Origin of the sequence: Paenibacillus nanensis (genome assembly GCF_003583765.1) — a bacterium.
Classification (GTDB): domain Bacteria; phylum Bacillota; class Bacilli; order Paenibacillales; family Paenibacillaceae; genus Pristimantibacillus; species Pristimantibacillus nanensis.
This window is the reverse complement of sequence record NZ_QXQA01000013.1, coordinates 30343-47932: the sequence shown is the minus strand read 5'-3', so window position 1 is coordinate 47932 and position 17590 is coordinate 30343. Positions and strand designations below refer to the sequence as shown.

14 protein-coding genes are annotated in these 17590 nt (G+C 52.1%); 11 read left to right on the top strand and 3 right to left on the bottom strand.

All coding sequences use genetic code 11. The features are described from left to right. Positions 1–62: 62 nt before the first annotated feature. The 3 genes from D3P08_RS18765 to D3P08_RS18755 form a co-directional block, all read right to left on the bottom strand. Positions 63–926, bottom strand: coding sequence for an SDR family oxidoreductase (locus tag D3P08_RS18765; protein ID WP_119601369.1), 864 nt, complete (start codon positions 924–926; stop codon positions 63–65). Next, positions 923–2011, bottom strand: a complete 1089-nt coding sequence (gene uxuA, locus D3P08_RS18760; protein WP_119601367.1) for a mannonate dehydratase — start codon at positions 2009–2011, stop codon at positions 923–925. Before uxuA ends, D3P08_RS18765 begins: the two co-directional genes overlap by 4 nt. A 67-nt stretch (positions 2012–2078) precedes the next feature. Further along, positions 2079–2762, bottom strand: coding sequence for a GntR family transcriptional regulator (locus D3P08_RS18755; RefSeq protein ID WP_276311170.1), 684 nt, complete (start codon positions 2760–2762; stop codon positions 2079–2081). Between the two features lie 288 nt (positions 2763–3050). Between D3P08_RS18755 and D3P08_RS18750 the strand changes: the two genes are divergently transcribed. From D3P08_RS18750 to D3P08_RS18700, 11 genes are all read left to right on the top strand, one after another. Next, the gene (locus tag D3P08_RS18750) at positions 3051–4664 is read left to right on the top strand and encodes a response regulator transcription factor (RefSeq protein WP_119601365.1); all 1614 of its coding nucleotides are present in this window, start codon (positions 3051–3053) and stop codon (positions 4662–4664) included. Between the two features lie 40 nt (positions 4665–4704). Continuing rightward, positions 4705–6435 (top strand): sensor histidine kinase, encoded by a 1731-nt coding sequence (locus D3P08_RS18745; protein ID WP_119601364.1) that lies wholly within the window; start codon positions 4705–4707, stop codon positions 6433–6435. Between the two features lie 101 nt (positions 6436–6536). Beyond that, on the top strand, positions 6537–8234 hold the full coding sequence (locus tag D3P08_RS18740) for an ABC transporter substrate-binding protein (RefSeq protein WP_119601362.1): 1698 nt from the start codon (positions 6537–6539) through the stop codon (positions 8232–8234). 83 nt (positions 8235–8317) lie between these two features. After that, positions 8318–9289, top strand: a complete 972-nt coding sequence (locus tag D3P08_RS18735) for an ABC transporter permease (RefSeq protein WP_240647646.1) — start codon at positions 8318–8320, stop codon at positions 9287–9289. A 39-nt stretch (positions 9290–9328) separates the two neighbouring features. Further along, positions 9329–10252, top strand: coding sequence for a carbohydrate ABC transporter permease (locus D3P08_RS18730; protein WP_119601360.1), 924 nt, complete (start codon positions 9329–9331; stop codon positions 10250–10252). A gap of 101 nt (positions 10253–10353) precedes the next feature. Further along, positions 10354–12432, top strand: coding sequence for an alpha-glucuronidase family glycosyl hydrolase (locus D3P08_RS18725; protein ID WP_119601358.1), 2079 nt, complete (start codon positions 10354–10356; stop codon positions 12430–12432). Positions 12433–12459: 27 nt separating this feature from the next. Continuing rightward, a complete protein-coding gene (locus D3P08_RS18720; protein WP_119601356.1) occupies positions 12460–13473 on the top strand; it encodes an endo-1,4-beta-xylanase in 1014 nt (337 codons plus the stop codon). Positions 13474–13796: 323 nt separating this feature from the next. After that, positions 13797–14750, top strand: a complete 954-nt coding sequence (locus D3P08_RS18715) for an ABC transporter permease (protein ID WP_119601354.1) — start codon at positions 13797–13799, stop codon at positions 14748–14750. Further along, positions 14740–15681 carry an iron chelate uptake ABC transporter family permease subunit gene (locus D3P08_RS18710; RefSeq protein ID WP_119601352.1) on the top strand — a complete coding sequence of 314 codons (942 nt, stop codon included), beginning with the start codon at positions 14740–14742 and terminating at the stop codon, positions 15679–15681. The genes D3P08_RS18715 and D3P08_RS18710 overlap by 11 nt, the downstream gene beginning before the upstream one ends. Further along, positions 15678–16436, top strand: a complete 759-nt coding sequence (locus D3P08_RS18705; RefSeq protein WP_119601350.1) for an iron ABC transporter ATP-binding protein — start codon at positions 15678–15680, stop codon at positions 16434–16436. The genes D3P08_RS18710 and D3P08_RS18705 overlap by 4 nt, the downstream gene beginning before the upstream one ends. 30 nt (positions 16437–16466) lie before the next feature. Further along, on the top strand, positions 16467–17474 hold the full coding sequence (locus tag D3P08_RS18700) for a siderophore ABC transporter substrate-binding protein (RefSeq protein WP_119601348.1): 1008 nt from the start codon (positions 16467–16469) through the stop codon (positions 17472–17474). The last annotated feature ends 116 nt before the right edge of the window (positions 17475–17590 follow it).

Genomic DNA, 17590 nt, shown 5'->3' with positions numbered 1-17590 from the left:
CTTCTCATGCGTCCGAACGCCGGGAAGGGGAGCTTTCTATTTTTCCAATTGCCTTGATGCGGTTACACGCCGGAATAGGCCATAAATCCGCCGTCGACCGGAATCGTTGTTCCCGTCACAAAGCCGGAAGTCGTATCGTCCACCAGCCACAGCAGCGCGCCGAGCAGATCCTCCGGCTTGCCGAAGCGGCGCATTGGCGTATGCGAAATGATTTTATCGGAGCGCGGGGTGAGCGAGCCGTCTTCGTTCGTAAGCAGCTTGCGGTTCTGCTCTGTCAGGAAGAAGCCCGGCGCAATCGCGTTGACGCGAATGCCGGCATCGGCCATATGAACCGCCAGCCACTGCGTAAAATTATCGACAGCCGCTTTGGCTGCGCTGTAGGCGGGCACCTTCGTCATCGGGGAAGGCGCGCTCATCGAAGAGATATTAATAATGACCGGGTTGTCGCGATCCAGCATTTGCGCGGCAAAGATTTGCGAAGGAATGAGCGTGCCGACGAAATTCAAATCCAGCACATTACGGAAGCCCGAAATGCTCAGATCAAAAAAGCTGGTCACGCCTTCCGCCGTCCGGTCCTCCGGTTTATAGGTTTCATTCGTCGTATTGGCGCTTGGGTGGTTGCCGCCGGCTCCATTAATGAGAATATCGCATGGTCCGAGCTTCTCAAGCACGATGCGGCTGGCCTCCCGCGTACTCTCTGCATCGGTCACGTCGCATGCGACGCCGATGGCGGTGCCGCCGGCCGCGTTAATCTCATCCGCGACGGCTTCATTCTTCGCAAGCGTACGGCCTAGAATGGCGACCTTCACGCCTTGGCGCGCAAGCTCGACCGCCATCGCGCGGCAGAGCACGCCGGCTCCTCCCGTAACGACCGCTACCTTTCCTTTCAAAGCTTCATGGATCGGTAATCGAAGCTGCTCACTCATGCGCGATTGACTCCTTCCTTGCCATTTTTGGCGTATTCGAATCCATCCCATAACCCCCACAGATGCATAATCCCTAATGCGCGGTCGTACAAGCCGTAGCCCGGCCGGCATTTCTCGTCCCAAATATGGCGGCCATGGTCGGGTCTTGCGTAGCCAGTGAAGCCGATATCATGGTAAGCCTTGACGATGCCGGCGATGTCCACCGACCCGTCCTGCGTCCGATGGGAGCTTTCGATAAAATCGCCGTTGTCATAACGCCGAACGTTACGAATGTGAGCGAACGGAATCCGGTCTTTAAATTCATGGATCATCGCGATGATGTCATTGTCCGGGTTCGCGCCCAAGGAGCCGCTGCACAGCGTAATGCCGTTAGCCGGATGGTCGTACAGCTTCAAGAACCGTCTGAAATTGTCTTGGCAAGTCATGATGCGCGGAAGGCCGAAGATCGACCATGGCGGATCGTCAGGATGGATGGCCATCCGAATGCCGTTCTCCGCCGCTACCGGGATGATTTCCTGCAAGAAATAAGCGAGATTGTTCCAGAGATGCTCTTCCGTTACGCCCTGGTAAGCCTCGAACAGCTTCGTCAGATGCTGCAGCCTCTCCGGCTCCCAGCCCGGCATCGTCAGCGCGGAGTTGGCGTTAATCTGCCGTACAAGTTCGAAAGGATCCGTATCGGCGATGCGGCTGTGCTCATAGAACAGAGCGGTTGAGCCGTCCTCCATTTCCTTATGCAGATCCGTTCTTAACCAATCGAAAATCGGCATGAAATTGTAGCAGATCACTTTGACGCCGACCTTGCCGAGCTTTTCAATCGTCCGTTTATAATTTTCGATATATTGCTCGCGCGAGGGAAGACCAAGCTTAATGTCTTCATGGACGTTAACGCTTTCAACGACGTCGATATGGAGGCCTGCCGCGTCGGCTTGAGCCTTTACCTCGACAATTTTGTCCATCGGCCATTCTTCGCCGGCAGGAACGTCGTGCAGGGACCAAACAATGCCCTCCGTGCCGGGTATTTGCTTAATGTAGCGAAGCGGGACCGTATCGTTGCCTTCGCCGAACCAGCGGAATGTCATTTTCATAAAATACAAGCCTCCTCAATAATCTGCCAAGGCTCTAGGCGGACAGCCTCGTAAGCGTTGCCTAGCCTCAGTCTTTATAATAGTGGGGATATTGTTCTTTCAATACGGCTTGATCGGTTATGTTCAGGGTCAAATGATGTTTCATGATGCGCCGGCCTTTCTCGGCGTCCCTGGCTATAATTGCGTCCGCCATCTCGCGGTGCTGCTCGTAGAGATGCTGCCAGTTATGATCGGCTGCGAGCTTAAGCCTGCGGCTGCGGTTCAGGTGGACGGTTAGCTGGCTAAGCGCGTTCCACGTATAGCTCTTACCGCAGCCTTCGAACAAAATGCGATGATAGCTCTGATCGAGCTCGAACATGGCGTCTTCGTCTTCGAGCCGTATGCTGACCTGCTGCTGCGCAAGATTCATCTCCAGCTGCCGCAGCGCGTCAGCTGGAAATTCGGTGCAAGCCAGTTCAATGACCGCGCATTCCAGATGCTCGCGCATAAACCGGGCTTCCTCTACCAGCGCGGTATCGATAAGCGAGACGAAGGTGCCTCGCTGGGGGAGCACTTGAACGAGTCCTTCCTGCGCCAATCTCATAAAGCTTTCTCTTACCGGCGTCCGGCTGACCTGGAATTGCTGAGACGTCTCGTTCTCCGAAAGCGGAGTGCCGGGCGGCAGCTCAAGGCTTAAAATCTTCTCCCGAAGCGACATATAGACGGCATCCCTTGTTGAAACGGCACCTTGACGGCGGCGTATTCCATTCACGCGTGTTCCTCCTTTCGTGATGTAATCGTATTCCACTTCTTACTGCCATACTACCATACAAGTATACAAGGCGAAAAGTGGAAGTTGCCGCAGCTCGTCATTCCTACTATGATAGGGACTATCCGATCTAAATATTTTGGTATAAAATCTAAAGTTTATTGGGTATTTTGTGCAATCGGCTGAGGTCTATAATGAAATGAAAACGATTTCAAATTTTGGGTGAATTTAACCGCAACGAACGTCGGAGCGCGAAAACGACCGGCTGGAGCTTAATAAGGGGGTTAATCCATGCACAAGGTTCTCCTTGTTGATGATGAAGTATTCGTAAGAAAAGGCTTATGCAATCTTATAGAATGGGAGGAGCTGGGGTTTGTAGTCGCAGGTGAAGCGGAGAACGGCGAGGATGCGCTGAAGCAAATCATCGATATGCAGCCCGACCTGGTCATTACGGACATTCGTATGCCGCTTATGGATGGGCTTGAGCTCATTCGCCGGGCAGTGGAAATTCCGGGTCTGGATCCTTCCTTTATATTAATTAGCGGCTATAATGACTTTGCTTACGCGAAGCAGGCGATTCAGTTTGGAGTGCTCGACTATATTTTAAAGCCGATAGACGACGCAGAGCTTCGTTCAACGCTTCAAAAGCTGGCGTGCACCCTTAGCCGGAAGAAGCTGACACAAAATGCGAGGGAACAGCAGCTGGCCGATTCGGTGATGGAGGCGCTCATTCACGGCACAGCGGACGAGGATGCCGTCGCGGCCGTTGCGTCGGCATTAGACGTGAAAATGGACGGAGAATATTGTTATGTCGTTATCGAGGTCTATGATCGGGCGGTCGGCTATAAAGAAATCGCGGCCGCGGTAAAGGCGGTGTGCAAGGCGAACTGCGATACGGAAAATGATGCGCGCATGCCGCGTGACACGGATCGGTTTGTGCCTGTCTACGAACAGAGCGACGGCCGCTACGGACTTCTGCTTGCCTTACCGCCGGCGCAAGCAGGCGCCGGACTGACGAGGTCAGCGGCGGATCAGCTGCTGGATGACCGCTTGGGCGGCTTGGCGAAGGGGCTGACGCAAGCGCTTGGCACGCCGGTAGCGTTGTTCGCCGGGTTGACGGTGAACGGCCTATTCAATATTAGGCGTTCCTACCAGACTGCCGCAGAAACCGTAAAACACAAATATGCGGAGGAACAAAGACCGTATATCCACTATAAAGAAATCAGCGGCAAACCGCTCCACGAAAGGATGCTAAGCGATGCGTTCTATGACCGGCTTATGGAACAGCTTGAGGAGAATAACGCGGAGGGCTGCAGGGATGCGGTCCGCTCGATGTTCGACTCCTTCCGCAAGGACCGGCTTGACCCAAGCGCCGTTTGGAGCGCTATTCATCGCGGTATGATAGCGATTATACGCGTTATCCAGGAGATGGATGGCAATGCCCAGCAGCTCGCCTCCTTCCAGGCCGTCAAGGATTGGGAGCACCGCAGCATGGGGGCGAGGGAGCTTGAAGAGCTGTTCCAAGGCTTTGTAGCCGAAGCAGCGGAATGCATTAGTCTTCTTCGGCAGGAGCAATCGAAGGGCGGCATTGAAAAGATCCGCAAATATATCGAAACGAATTATTCGGACAATATCAGCTTGAAGACGATCGCCGCGCACTTCTATATGAACCCGGTTTATCTCGGGCAGCTGTTCCGGAAGACGTACGGCGTATATTTCAACGATTTCCTTCTCTCGCTCCGGATGGGGGAGGCGAAAAAGCTGCTGCGTCTAACGGATATGCGCATGTACGAAATCGCAAGCAAGGTCGGCTTCCAGAACGCCGATTACTTCGTCGCGCAGTTCGTGAAGCAGGAAGGCATGACGCCTAAGGAATACCGCAACAAGCTGATCCAAAAAGCATAATTCGGCAGAAAGACGTGGCGAAAAGCGGAGGAATATACGGATGATTAATTTTAGCTTCAACGATATTAGGCTCCGGAACAAGCTGCTGATTATGTATGTATTGTCGGTTCTAATTCCGATCGTGCTGACAAACGTCATTTTCTATCATGTAACGGCAACCAATATAAAAAATCAAAAAATACGAGACGCCAATTTTGCTTTGGAGAAAACGATCGGCGAGCTGCAGACGGTTTTTGATGAAGCGGTCGGCATTTCGTATCATTTTTATTTGGAATTCGGCTTCAACGAAATTATGAATCGAACGTACGATACGCCAATCTCCTATATCGAGGCGTATGAAGCGTATTTGCGCGGGCCGCTGTCCATTTACAGCCAGACGTACGATGCCGTCGGCAAGCTGACCATTTACACAAGCAATGATACGATACTGACTTCCGGCAATATCGAGCGGTTAACCGAGGATGTCATGCGCGAGCCGTGGTACCGGAGCTTCAATGAGGCGCATCTGAAGCACCCGACCGTCTATTTCAACAAAGGCTCCTTCAGCATGATTCAGGCGCTTAACCACTACGATCCCGAATCGCCCTATACCCACATTCTGAAGATCGATTTGAATAGGGACGAAATGAGCACGTTGTTTCAGCACTCCCCGTTTGACGGTCAGCTTTACTTGACCGGTCCGGACAATCGAATCGCCTTCAGCACCGATCCATTCACCTTCCTTAGCGAGGAAGAAGCGGACTATGCTTCCATTCCGATATCGGAGGACATGATTCCTTTCGAGATGACGCTGGCTGAAGAATATATGAGGGGCTGGACCTTACACGGCATTATGAATGAACGGTATGTGCTTGAGGAAGTGCATAAGTCCAGATCGTTCGTGCTGTACCTGGCCATCATCAATTTCGTTCTGCCTACGATCATCATCGCATTGATCTCCAGATCGGTGAACACCCGTCTCGTCCGTATTTTAAAGCATATGAAAAAGGTGAAAAGCGGCACGTTCGAGCCCATTCCGAAAAAGGAAAGCCGCGATGAGATCGGACAATTGACGATGGAGTTCAACCGGATGACGAACCGGATTAAAAGCCTAATCGACGACGTCTATATTGCGGATATCGAAAAGAAGGATTTGGAGCTGAAGCGGAGGCAGACTCAGCTTCGCGCGCTGCACAGCCAGATCAATCCCCATTTCCTGTTCAACGCGCTGGAGACGATTCGAATGCGGAGCTTGATGAAAGGCGAGAAGGAAACGGCCAAAATCATTATGGATATGTCCAAAATATTTCGCAAGTCGATTACCTGGGGACAGGATTGGGTATCGATAAAAGATGAAATCGAGCTGATTGTATGCTTTCTCGAAATTCAAAAATACCGGTTTGGGGACAAGCTCGAGTATACGATTCATGTTGACGAAGAGCTGCGGGAGCTGACGATCCCGAAAATGACGTTCCTGCCTTTTGTCGAAAACGCAAGCATACACGGCATAGAGAAGTCGCCTTTCAAAGGGCTGATTACCATCGATATTTCACAGTCGGGAGACGATCTTGTATTCCGCTTGACCGATAACGGCATCGGCATGGATGCGGGCAAACGAGAGGACATTCTAGGTTATTTGCAGCAGGAAGAAGAAGAGGGCAGGGACAATGTCGGGATGAAAAACGCGTATGCCAGACTGCGGATGTGCTATAAGGAAGAGTTCCATTTCTCCCTGGAAAGCGAGCCCGGAGCGGGCACGAAAGTTGAAATTCGATTGCCTATGATTTACTAAGGACGAACTATAGATTGATGGGTAACGAAAGAAAACGTTTTCGCTTTATAATGAAAGTGCTTACAACAAAAAGCGACAAATGATTAAGGGGGCATATCTGTATGGGTAAAAAGAAGCTGGTTACCATCGCGATGTCGCTGTTTATAGCAGCATCGGCGCTGGCTGGCTGCAGCGGCGGCAATTCGAACAAGAACAACGAAACGTCTGCGTCGCAAGCGCCTGCAAGCAGTGATCAGCCGGCGTCGGTTGAGCCTGTAACCTTCACGTACTTCAACTTCCAATCTAGAGGCAAAGATGTCATGGCAAGCGAGACAACGATCGGTAAGATCCTGCAAGAGCAAACCGGCGTTGATTGGAAAATGGAATACCTGGTTGGCGAAGAAGATACGAAAGCAGGCGTTATGATCGCTTCCGGCGACTACCCGGATGTTATCGCGCCTGAAGGCCAAATAGACAAGCTTCTGGACGCTGGCGCATTTATGCCGCTGGACGATTTGATTGAGCAATACGGACCAAACATTAAGCGCGTATACGGACCTTACTTCGACAAGTTCCGTCAAGCAGACGGCAAAATTTACTTCCTGCCCTATTCCGCGGACCAAGGCTATATCGGCGATCCGAATATTAGCCAAGGCGCGTTCTGGATGCAGCGCTCCGTTCTGAAGGAGTTCGGTTATCCGAAAGTGAAAACGCTTGATCAGTATTTCGATCTGATCAGACAGTACAAAGAGAAGCATCCGCAAGTTGAAGGCAAAGACACGATCGGTTTCGCTGTATTCGCGCCATCCGATACGTTCTACAACATTCAGAACGCGGCGGTGCATCTGGCCGGTTATCCGAACGACGGCGGCGTATACGTGAATATGGATACGCATGAAGCGAAGGTTGTAGCGGGAACGGACGATATTCAGAAGCCTTGGATGAAGGCGCTGAACGAAATTTACGCGGAAGGCTTGTTCGACGCGGAATCGTTCACGATGAACAAAGACCAATTTATGGCGAAGGTCACTTCCGGACGACTGCTCGGCTACTTTGCTTACAACTGGCAAATCGGCGAGGCGACGAACAACCTGAAGACGGCAGGCATTGACGAGAAGCGCTATGCTCCGCTTCCGGTCGTGTTCAACGAAAATATTAAAGACCAGTACGTCGATCCGCCTTCCTTCGTCAATAACCGCGGCGTAGGCATCTCCGTTGACGCGAAGGATCCGGTTCGCATCATCCAGTACTTCGACAATCTGCTGAAAGAAGAAAACCAAATTCTCGTGCAATGGGGCGAGAAAGACGTAACGTACAGCGTTGACGAAAAAGGCCGTTACTTCATGACCGAAGAGCAGCAGAAAAACCGTGACGACACGAACTTTAAGCTGAGCTACGGCTTCCAATACTTCGAATACGGCTGGCCGCGTTACGGCAGCAACTCCTTGCTGGCTGACGGCAACTCCTACGGCGTAGGCAACCAGCCTGAGGTTGCGGCATCTGGCTTCACAGACGGCGATAAAGAATTGCTTGCGGCTTATGATGCAGCAACATTCTCGGATTACTTCTCCGATCCGGATGACCGTCCTTGGTACCCTGCATGGTCCATCAATCTGGGCCAAGGCACGCCGGAGCAAATCTTTACAACGAAGTCCGATGATCTGCAGAAGAAATATCTGCCTAAGATGATCATGGAAGCTCCGGATAAATTCGAAGCGACTTGGGCTGAGTATATGAAGGAGTTCAACAAGCTCGACAAAGCGACTTATGAGAAAACAATGAACGAAATGATTCAGAACCGTATCGCAGGCAAGTGGTAATATAGCATCAATCGGGAGGGCCGGAGATGTCATATTTCCGGCCCTTCCTCTTCCAGATTGGATAGCGGAAAGGAGAAATCGTAGTGGAGAATTATACAGAACCCGTTATTCAAACGTCTCGCGGCCCTAAGGCCGAACCGGCCGGCTTCAAGCTGTTCCTGAAGAGACTGATGCAGCAGCGAGCGCTAGTTCTCATGTCTGTACCCTTCCTACTGTGGCTGTTTATTTTTAAATACGTTCCGCTCTGGGGCTGGTTAACGGCTTTCCAAAATTACAAGCCGTACAAAAAATTTTCCGAGCAGGAATGGATCGGATTTGATCAATTCAACTTTTTGTTTACGGATGAATCCTTCTACAGAATTTTGCGCAATACGTTTGTCATGAGCTCGATCAAGCTCGTGCTCGGGTTTGTTACTGCGATTGTGCTGGCGCTATTGCTGAACGAGCTGCGGAACATTTTTTTCAAAAGAGTCGTGCAGACGATCAGTTATTTGCCGCACTTTATTTCTTGGGTCGTGGCGGCAAGCATCGTCACAACCGTTCTATCGAACGAAGGCATTATTAACGTTCTGTTAATGAAAATCGGCGTGCTCGATTCGCCTATCCTTTGGCTTGCGAAAGGCGAATATTTCTGGGGCATTCTCGGCGGAACCGAAGTATGGAAGGATGTAGGCTGGAATACCATTATTTATTTGGCGGCCATAACGACAATCGATCCTTCCCAATACGAGGCTGCCGAAATCGACGGCGCAAACCGCCTCCAGCGCATGTGGAGCATTACGCTGCCTGGCCTCAAGCCGGTGATCGTCGTACTGTTAATTATGAACTTAGGGTATATTCTGGAGGCCGGCTTCGAGCCGCAGTATCTGCTGGGCAACGGCATGACGTCCGATTACTCCGATAACCTTGAAATATTCGTGTTGAAATACGGCATCGAAGAGAGCAATTTCTCGCTCGCAACGGCCGCAGGTATGTTCAAGACAGTCGTAAGCTGCGTCTTCCTGATCTCCGCCAACTCGATCGCGAAGAAGCTCGGCGAGAGCAGACTATATTAACCGCAGCTTGCAAGAGCGCTAGGATAGGAGGAACTTTCGATGAGCAACATCAGCGCATCCCGGAGTCGGTACAACAGCTGGGGCGACCGTATTTTTGACACGCTTAATGTGATCTTTATGCTTTGTCTTGTTGTCGTGACGCTGTATCCGTTCCTGAACATGGCGGCGGTTTCGCTCAACGACGCGAATGACGCGGTGAGAGGCGGCATCCATATTTGGCCGCGCATGTTCACCTGGGAAAACTATAAATTCGTATTTAATGAAGCGACCATCTTCCACTCCATGTTCGTATCCGCGTCGCGCGCCATTGTCGGCACCATCGTGTCGGTATTCTGTACGGCGATGCTGGCCTATACGCTAAGCCGTCAGGAATTCGTGCTTCGCAAGTTTATTACCATTACGTTTATCCTGACCATGTACATCAGCGGCGGACTCATTCCGGGTTTCCTGCTCATTCGCGACCTGAACCTGCTGAATACGTTTGCGGTTTATATTATTCCAGGCATTATCAGCGTATTTAACATGATCGTTATCCGCTCCTTCATTGAAGGACTGCCGGAGGGCATTCTGGAATCGGCGCGGATCGACGGCGCGGGCGAATTCGCAACGTTCATACGGATCATATTGCCGCTGACGGTTCCGGCGCTTGCGACTGTCTCGCTGTTCGTTGCGGTAGGCCAATGGAACTCTTGGTTTGACGTCTTTCTTTATAACTCATCCAATATCAATCTGAGCACGCTGCAGTATGAGCTGATGAAAATTTTGCAGACGACGAATACGGCCAGCAGCTCGCAGTCTGCTGCAGACGCTTTCGCCGGCGCGATGGGCGGGGTAACGGCGGTGACGCCGACGTCGATCCGCGCGACGATGACGATTGTGGCGAGCTTGCCGATCATTTTGGTTTACCCGTTCTTGCAGAAATATTTTGTTAAAGGAATGACGGTAGGCGGCGTAAAAGGTTAAACCCCATAAAGAACATGCGCGGCTTGGTTCGTCGAATCAGGCCGCCTATGTTCTTTTTTACTAAGAATATGAATCTATTCGTATAAAACGGAGGTGCGGACATGAGCAGCAGAGGGTATAAAGCTTGGCTTCACTACGAGGGTCAATTATCAAATAAAGGTTTAGCGAAATGGGCGGATTGCTTCCGCTCAATTATTTGCATCCCGGGCGAAAGAGGCGGCGTGCTGAACACCGCAATCGGCGAGCTCGCGTCCGGTATCGAGGCGCTGACGGGGAACAAGCCGGAGGTGACCGATGCGGCTTCCGCTGTGGACCGCAAACGATGTATTGCGGCCGGTATCATCGGCGCGATGCCGCTGGATGGCCTCGCCATATCTCTAGCAGAGGCAGAGCAGCTTCCGGATGAAGGGTTTATTATCCGGACGATTGACAACGGCGATTTGTGTTCGATCGCGATCGCGGGCCGCTCCGAACGCGGGCTTATGTACGGAGTTTTTCATTTCTTGCGGCTGCTTCAGACAGAGGGCATCGGAGAGAACGGCTTCAACGTGGTCGAACAGCCGGCCTTCCGCCTTCGCATGCTGAACCAATGGGACAATATGGACGGAAGCGTGGAGCGCGGTTATGCCGGCCGATCGATTTTTTACCGGAATTACGAGCTGCTTGCCCGCTCGCCGCGAATCAAGGATTATGCGCGTCTTCTCGCGTCGGTCGGAATTAACGGCATTGCGATCAATAACGTGAACGTTCACCGCCAAGAGACGAAGCTAATTACGGAGCGTTACTTGCCGGATGTCGCGCGGGTCGCGGATACGTTCCGGGCGTATGGCATTCGCCTGTACCTTAGCGTAAACTTTGCGGGTCCTCTTGAGCTTGGCGAGCTGGATACGGCCGATCCGCTGGATCCACGCGTACAGGCATGGTGGAAGGAAAGGGCGAATGAGGTCTACAGCTACGTCCCGGATTTCGGCGGCTTCCTCGTGAAGGCGGATTCGGAGAACCGGCCGGGTCCGTTCACCTACGGCCGCGACCATGCGGACGGCGCCAATATGCTGGCGGACGCGCTCGCGCCATACGGGGGAATCGTGCTGTGGCGCTGCTTCGTCTATAACTGCCAGCAGGATTGGAGAGACCGGTCGACGGATCGCGCCAAAGCGGCGTATGACCATTTCAGACCGCTCGATGGAAGGTTTCGAGATAACGTTATTTTGCAGATTAAGAACGGCCCGATGGACTTCCAGGTAAGGGAGCCCGTATCGCCGCTTTTCGGCGCGATGCCGAATACGAATCATATGATGGAGTTCCAAGTGACGCAGGAATATACCGGCCAGCAGCGGCATGTCTGCTTTCTTGTCCCGCAATGGAAGGAAGTGCTGGATTTCGACACCCGCCTGAAGGGCGAAGGCACGCGGGTGAAGGATCTCGCAGCCGGCAAAGTTCATCCGTATACGCATTGCGGTGTAACGGCTGTATCCAACATCGGGGATGACGACAACTGGACCGGCCACCACCTCGCGCAGTCCAATTTGTACGGTTACGGCCGATTGATGTGGAATCCGGACCTGGAAGCGGAGGCGATCGCGGAGGAATGGACCCGGCAGACGTTCGGCGGCGATGCGGCGGTCGTTGAGACGATTACCGGCTGGCTCATGGAATCCTGGGGCACGTATGAGAGCTATACCGCCCCGCTTGGCGTCGGCTGGATGGTGACGCCGCATTACCATTACGGACCCGATGTCGACGGCTATGAATACTCGAAGTGGGGGACGTACCACTTTGCCGATTGGAAAGGGATCGGCGTCGACCGGACCCAAGCGACAGGCACGGGCTACACCGCCCAATATGAAGCGGAGAATGCCAGGGTATACGAAAATTTGGCGACCTGCCCGGACGAACTGCTGTTGTTCTTCCATCACGTCCCTTATATTCATAAGCTTCATTCGGGGAAAACCGTCATTCAACATATTTACGACACCCATTTCGAAGGCGTTCAGAGGGTGGAAGCGCAGCTCGCTTCTTGGCTTTCGCTGGAAGGCAAAATCGACGAGGAACGCTTCCGCCATGTAACCGGCAGGGCGAAGGAACAGCTGGAGAACGCCAAGCTGTGGCGGGATGTCATTAACACGTATTTCTACCGGAAGTCGGGCATCTCGGACGAGCAAGGGCGGACGATTTATTAAATTTTAGACAATGGAGGAGATCAGTTCATGAGTAATCAACATGCCAATCGGTCGTCGTTTGTGTCGCTTGCAGAGACTTATCGGGGAATGTTCGATATCGGCGCGGCAATCAACGCATCGACGCTGGAGTCAAGCAAAGGGCTGCTTCAGACGCATTACAACAGTATAACGGCGGAGAACGATATGAAATTTGAGCGTATACACCCTGAACCGGGGGTGTATACGTTCGAGATCGCTGACCGCATTGCGCAATTTGCCTCGGATAACGGAATGAAAATGCGCGGCCATACGCTTGTCTGGCATAACCAGACGCCGGCATGGGTGTTTAAAGGCGCTGACGGAAATCCGGTAAGCCGCGAGGAGCTTCTGCAGACGATGAAAGAGCATATCGATACCGTCGCCGGCCGCTACAAGGGGCGCGTCTACTGCTGGGATGTCGTGAACGAGGTGATCGAGGATAAAGCGGATGTATGGCTTAGGCAGTCGCCATGGCTGGACAATATCGGCGAAGATTTCATCGGGAAAGCATTCGAGTTCGCCCACGCCGCGGACCCGAGCGCTCAGCTGTTCTATAACGACTACAACGAATGCCAGCCGGAGAAAAGGGATAAGATCATGCGTCTCCTGAAAGGGCTGCTCGACAAAGGGGTACCTGTACATGGAATGGGCCTGCAGGCGCATTGGAATTTGGCGGGGCCGTCCTTAGAGGAAATCCGGCAGGCGATCGAAAGCTACGCCTCGCTTGGGCTGCGCCTGCATATTACGGAGCTGGACATTTCCGTCTTCGGGTTTGACGATAAGCGAACGGATCTGACAGAGCCGACTTCGGAAATGATGGAGCTGCAGGCGGAACGGTATGACAACGTATTCGCCTTGTTCCGGGAATACCGCGACGTCATTGATTCGGTGACGTTCTGGGGCGCGGCTGATGACTATACCTGGCTGCATGATTTCCCCGTGCGCGGAAGAAGGAACTGGCCGCTCGTATTCGATCGTTCGCATCAGCCGAAAGCATCCTTCCATCGCATTACGCAATTGTAATCGCTCGAACTTCCTCATGAATCGGCATGAATCCAGACTCTAGCTGCGGCTGCTCCTGCTTGGACATCCGCGGCTAGAGGGATTATGATGCCGGGCCTGCCGTTCACGTTTTTGTCACACCTCCTAATATCTTCCTTGAAGCGCTTAATTCTTAGTTGACGGAGGTAGAAGCGCATGGCATAATAAACATGCTGATGATAATCATTATCATTGAGAATGACCGCGGTAAAATGATAATGAAAGGATTCTTATTTTTTTTGATTTTTATTGAGAATGATTATCTTTTCTAGTGGACTGCGGAATCCAAGATTCGAGGTTGAGACATGAAGATATGGATGCTGGTTATCGCGCTTGCGGTCTTGTCGGTCGTATCGCTGTTTATCGGAGTGAAGGATATATCGCCGCTGGATCTGTTCAGCTTAACGCCGGAGCAGTGGCAGGTGCTAAGCATCAGCCGGATTCCAAGACTGGTGAGCATCCTGATCGCGGCTGTCAGCATGAGCATTTCCGGACTGATCATGCAGCAGCTCAGCCGAAACAAGTTCGTCTCTCCGACGACGGCAGGTACGGATGACGCCGCCAAGCTTGGCATACTTGTGTCTCTGCTCGTCTTCACTTCCGCGACGACGATGGAGAAGATGCTGATCGCGTTTGCGTTCGCGATGGCGGGAACTTACGTATTTATGAAGTTTCTTGACCGCCTGAAGTTCAAAGACACGATTTTTATCCCGCTGGTCGGACTGATGTTCGGCAATGTGATCAACGCGGCGACCACTTTTTTTGCCTACAAGAACGATTTGATTCAGAACATAACGGCGTGGCTTCAAGGCAGCTTCTCGTCGGTCATGTCCGGCCGCTATGAGCTTCTCTATGTCAGCCTTCCGCTGCTGATTATCGCATACTTGTATGCCAATAAATTTACCATTGCGGGCATGGGCGAGGAGTTCGCGGTTAATCTCGGCATGAACCATAGGCTGGTCGTCAATATCGGATTAACGATCGTCGCGCTCGTATCGGTTGTTGTGATTTTGACCATCGGCACGATTCCGTTCCTCGGTCTCATTATTCCGAACATCGTGACCTTATACGTCGGCGATAATTTGCGGAAAAGCTTGATTCATACGGCTGTGCTCGGAGCGGTGTTTGTGCTCGTGTGCGATATATTGGGCAGGCTGATCATTTATCCGTATGAGGTGCCGATTGGACTTACGGTCGGCGTGATCGGCAGTATCGTATTCCTGTTCCTGCTCATGAGGAGAAAAGCCTATGAAGCTTAAACTTACATTGCTAGCCGTCGCCGCCGCCCTTGTCATAGCCGCATTTTTGTTCATTGATCTGCCGCATAACTGGGATTACGCGCTGCCTCGCAGATTCAAGAAGGTGCTCGCCATCACGTTAACCGGCGGGGCCATCGCCTATGCGACGCTGATTTTCCAGACGATGACGAACAACCGGATACTTACGCCGAATGTCATCGGGCTGGACTCGCTTTACATGCTTATTCAAACTTTTGTTATTTTCGCGTTCGGAGTCGTTAGTTTGCCGAGCACGAATCAGGGCGTCAATTTCACGCTGACTGTCGGCATCATGATGCTGTTCGTCGGCCTCCTCTACAAGCTGATTTTTAAACGGGAAGGCAATAACCTGTTTTTCCTGCTGCTTATCGGTCTCGTCATGGGTACGATGTTCGGCAGCATGTCGACCTTCATGCAGGTGCTTATCGATCCGAATGATTTCTTAATCGTCCAGGGCAAAATGTTCGCCAGCTTCAATAACGTGAACGAAGACCTGCTGCTCATTTCCGTCCTGATTCTGGCGGCTGTCGCCTTGTACGCGATGCGGTTCTCCAAGTATTTGGATGCTTTATCGCTTGGCAAAGAGCATGCGGTTAACCTCGGCATCCCTTATAACTTCGTCGTCAAAAACCTGCTGGTCATCGTCGCGATTCTGATTGCGGTTTCGACGGCGCTGGTTGGACCGATTACGTTCCTGGGGCTGCTTGTCGTTAATCTCGCTTATCAATTCATGCGGACATACCGTCACCGCATCCTGATTCCAGGCGCGATGCTGATCAGCATCATTGCCCTCGTCGGCGGGCAATTGATCGTGGAGCGCGTGTTCACCTTCGAAACGACGGTAAGCGTCATTATCAACTTTATCGGCGGAGCGTATTTCTTATATCTGCTTCTAAGGGAGAGTAAAGCATGATCGAAGTCAAAGAGGTATCCAAAGCCTACGGCGGCAAGCCGGTTATCGAGAATGTCTCGCTAAAAATTCGGGAGGGCTGCATCACTTCCTTCATCGGGCCGAATGGAGCGGGTAAAAGCACGCTGCTTTCGATGATGAGCAGGCTTCTTCAGAAGGATAGCGGCGAGGTGCTGGTGGACGGAAAGGACATTTCGCAGTGGAAAAGCACGGAGCTTGCCAAAAAAATTTCGATATTGAAGCAATCCAATCATATCAATCTGCGTCTGACGGTCAGAGAGCTGGTCAGCTTCGGACGCTTTCCCTATTCGCAAGGCAAGCTGACCAAGGAGGATTGGGAGAAGGTCGACGAGGCGATCGCTTATATGGACCTGACCGACATCCAGCATAAATTTCTGGATCAGCTGAGCGGCGGTCAGAACCAGAGGGCGTTCATCGCGATGGTCATCGCGCAGAACACGGAGTACATTTTTTTGGATGAGCCGCTCAACAACTTGGATATGAAGCATTCCGTGCAAATTATGAAGGTGCTTCGCAGACTGGTAGAGGAGCTGGGCAAAACGGTTATTCTCGTCATTCACGATATCAACTTTGCCTCTTGCTACTCGGACTATATCGTGGCGTTGAAGGATGGCAGGATCGTCAGGGAAGGCTCAACCGAAACGATCATCGACAGCGACGTGCTGGAACATATTTACGATATGGACATTCCGATCGAGCTGGTGAACGGCAACCGCATCGGCGTCTATTTCAAATAAGCTTATATACTTATAAGGAGTGGGGTAGAAATGAAAAAAAAGTTCAGCTTTACCGTTATTATTCTTATGTTTGCTATGGTACTCGCCGCATGCGGCGGCAATAACGGCGGTAACAATAATACGAGCGGAGCGGGGAACGCATCCAGCTCGCCGTCTCCATCACCGTCGGCAGAGGCGCCTGCGGAATCGGCCGCTCCGGCGGAGCTGACAGTGAAGCATGAGCTTGGCGAGACGAAGGTTAAAACAAACCCAAGCAAGGTCGTCGTATTCGACTACGGCTCCCTGGATACGCTGGATAAGCTGGGCGTTGAAGTTGCAGCCGTTCCACAAGCCAATGTTCCCGCTTATCTTGAGAAGTACAAAGATGCGAAGTATGTAAACGCGGGCACGCTGCAGGAGCCCGATTTCGAAACGATCGACGGAATGGAGCCGGACCTCATTATTATTTCCGGCCGTCAGTCCGCTCATTACGAAGCTTTGTCCGAAATTGCGCCGACGATTTATATGGGCGTCGACACAACGAACTACATGGAGTCATTCAAAACAAACGTAAAGACGTTAGCCGAAATTTTCGGCAAACAAGCGGAAGCGGAAGCGGCGCTCGCTGAAGTCGAAGCCTCCATCAAAGCGGTTAATGAACGCGCGGCTGCAGGCGGAAAGAAAGGTCTGATTATCCTGCACAACGAAGGCAAAATCAGCGCTTTCGGTCCGGGCTCGCGCTTCGGCATCATCCATGATGTGCTCGGCGTAGCGCCAGCTGATCCTAGCATTAAAGTGGACACACACGGCAACGAAATCTCGTTCGAGTTTGTAGCGGAGAAAAATCCGGATTATCTGTTTGTCGTGGACCGCAGCGCGGTAGTCGGCGGCAGTGCGGGAGCGAAAGCGTCTGTTGAAAACGATTTGGTCAAAAATACGAATGCGTTTAAAGAAGGCGGCATCGTTTATCTTGATCCGCAATACTGGTATCTGTCCGGCGGCGGACTTGTATCGGTAGCGGAGATGGTAAGCGAAATTGATGCGGCAGTAAGAGAATAAGGTTTGAAGAGCTGTTTCTGCGGCGATTAGCGGCGGAGCAGCTCTTTTTTTGCGGCCATTTCATCCCGTTCCGCCTTTATGGCGATCGTCCGCATGTAACGGCGCGCCGCAGGGAA

Coding starts and splice junctions, on each gene's coding strand:
- D3P08_RS18765 (WP_119601369.1), bottom strand. CDS start 926: ATGAGTGAGCAGCTTCGATTACCGATCCATGAAGCTTTGAAAGGAAAG.
- uxuA (WP_119601367.1), bottom strand. CDS start 2,011: ATGAAAATGACATTCCGCTGGTTCGGCGAAGGCAACGATACGGTCCCG.
- D3P08_RS18750 (WP_119601365.1), top strand. CDS start 3,051: ATGCACAAGGTTCTCCTTGTTGATGATGAAGTATTCGTAAGAAAAGGC.
- D3P08_RS18745 (WP_119601364.1), top strand. CDS start 4,705: ATGATTAATTTTAGCTTCAACGATATTAGGCTCCGGAACAAGCTGCTG.
- D3P08_RS18740 (WP_119601362.1), top strand. CDS start 6,537: ATGGGTAAAAAGAAGCTGGTTACCATCGCGATGTCGCTGTTTATAGCA.
- D3P08_RS18730 (WP_119601360.1), top strand. CDS start 9,329: ATGAGCAACATCAGCGCATCCCGGAGTCGGTACAACAGCTGGGGCGAC.
- D3P08_RS18725 (WP_119601358.1), top strand. CDS start 10,354: ATGAGCAGCAGAGGGTATAAAGCTTGGCTTCACTACGAGGGTCAATTA.
- D3P08_RS18720 (WP_119601356.1), top strand. CDS start 12,460: ATGAGTAATCAACATGCCAATCGGTCGTCGTTTGTGTCGCTTGCAGAG.
- D3P08_RS18715 (WP_119601354.1), top strand. CDS start 13,797: ATGAAGATATGGATGCTGGTTATCGCGCTTGCGGTCTTGTCGGTCGTA.
- D3P08_RS18710 (WP_119601352.1), top strand. CDS start 14,740: ATGAAGCTTAAACTTACATTGCTAGCCGTCGCCGCCGCCCTTGTCATA.
- D3P08_RS18705 (WP_119601350.1), top strand. CDS start 15,678: ATGATCGAAGTCAAAGAGGTATCCAAAGCCTACGGCGGCAAGCCGGTT.
- D3P08_RS18700 (WP_119601348.1), top strand. CDS start 16,467: ATGAAAAAAAAGTTCAGCTTTACCGTTATTATTCTTATGTTTGCTATG.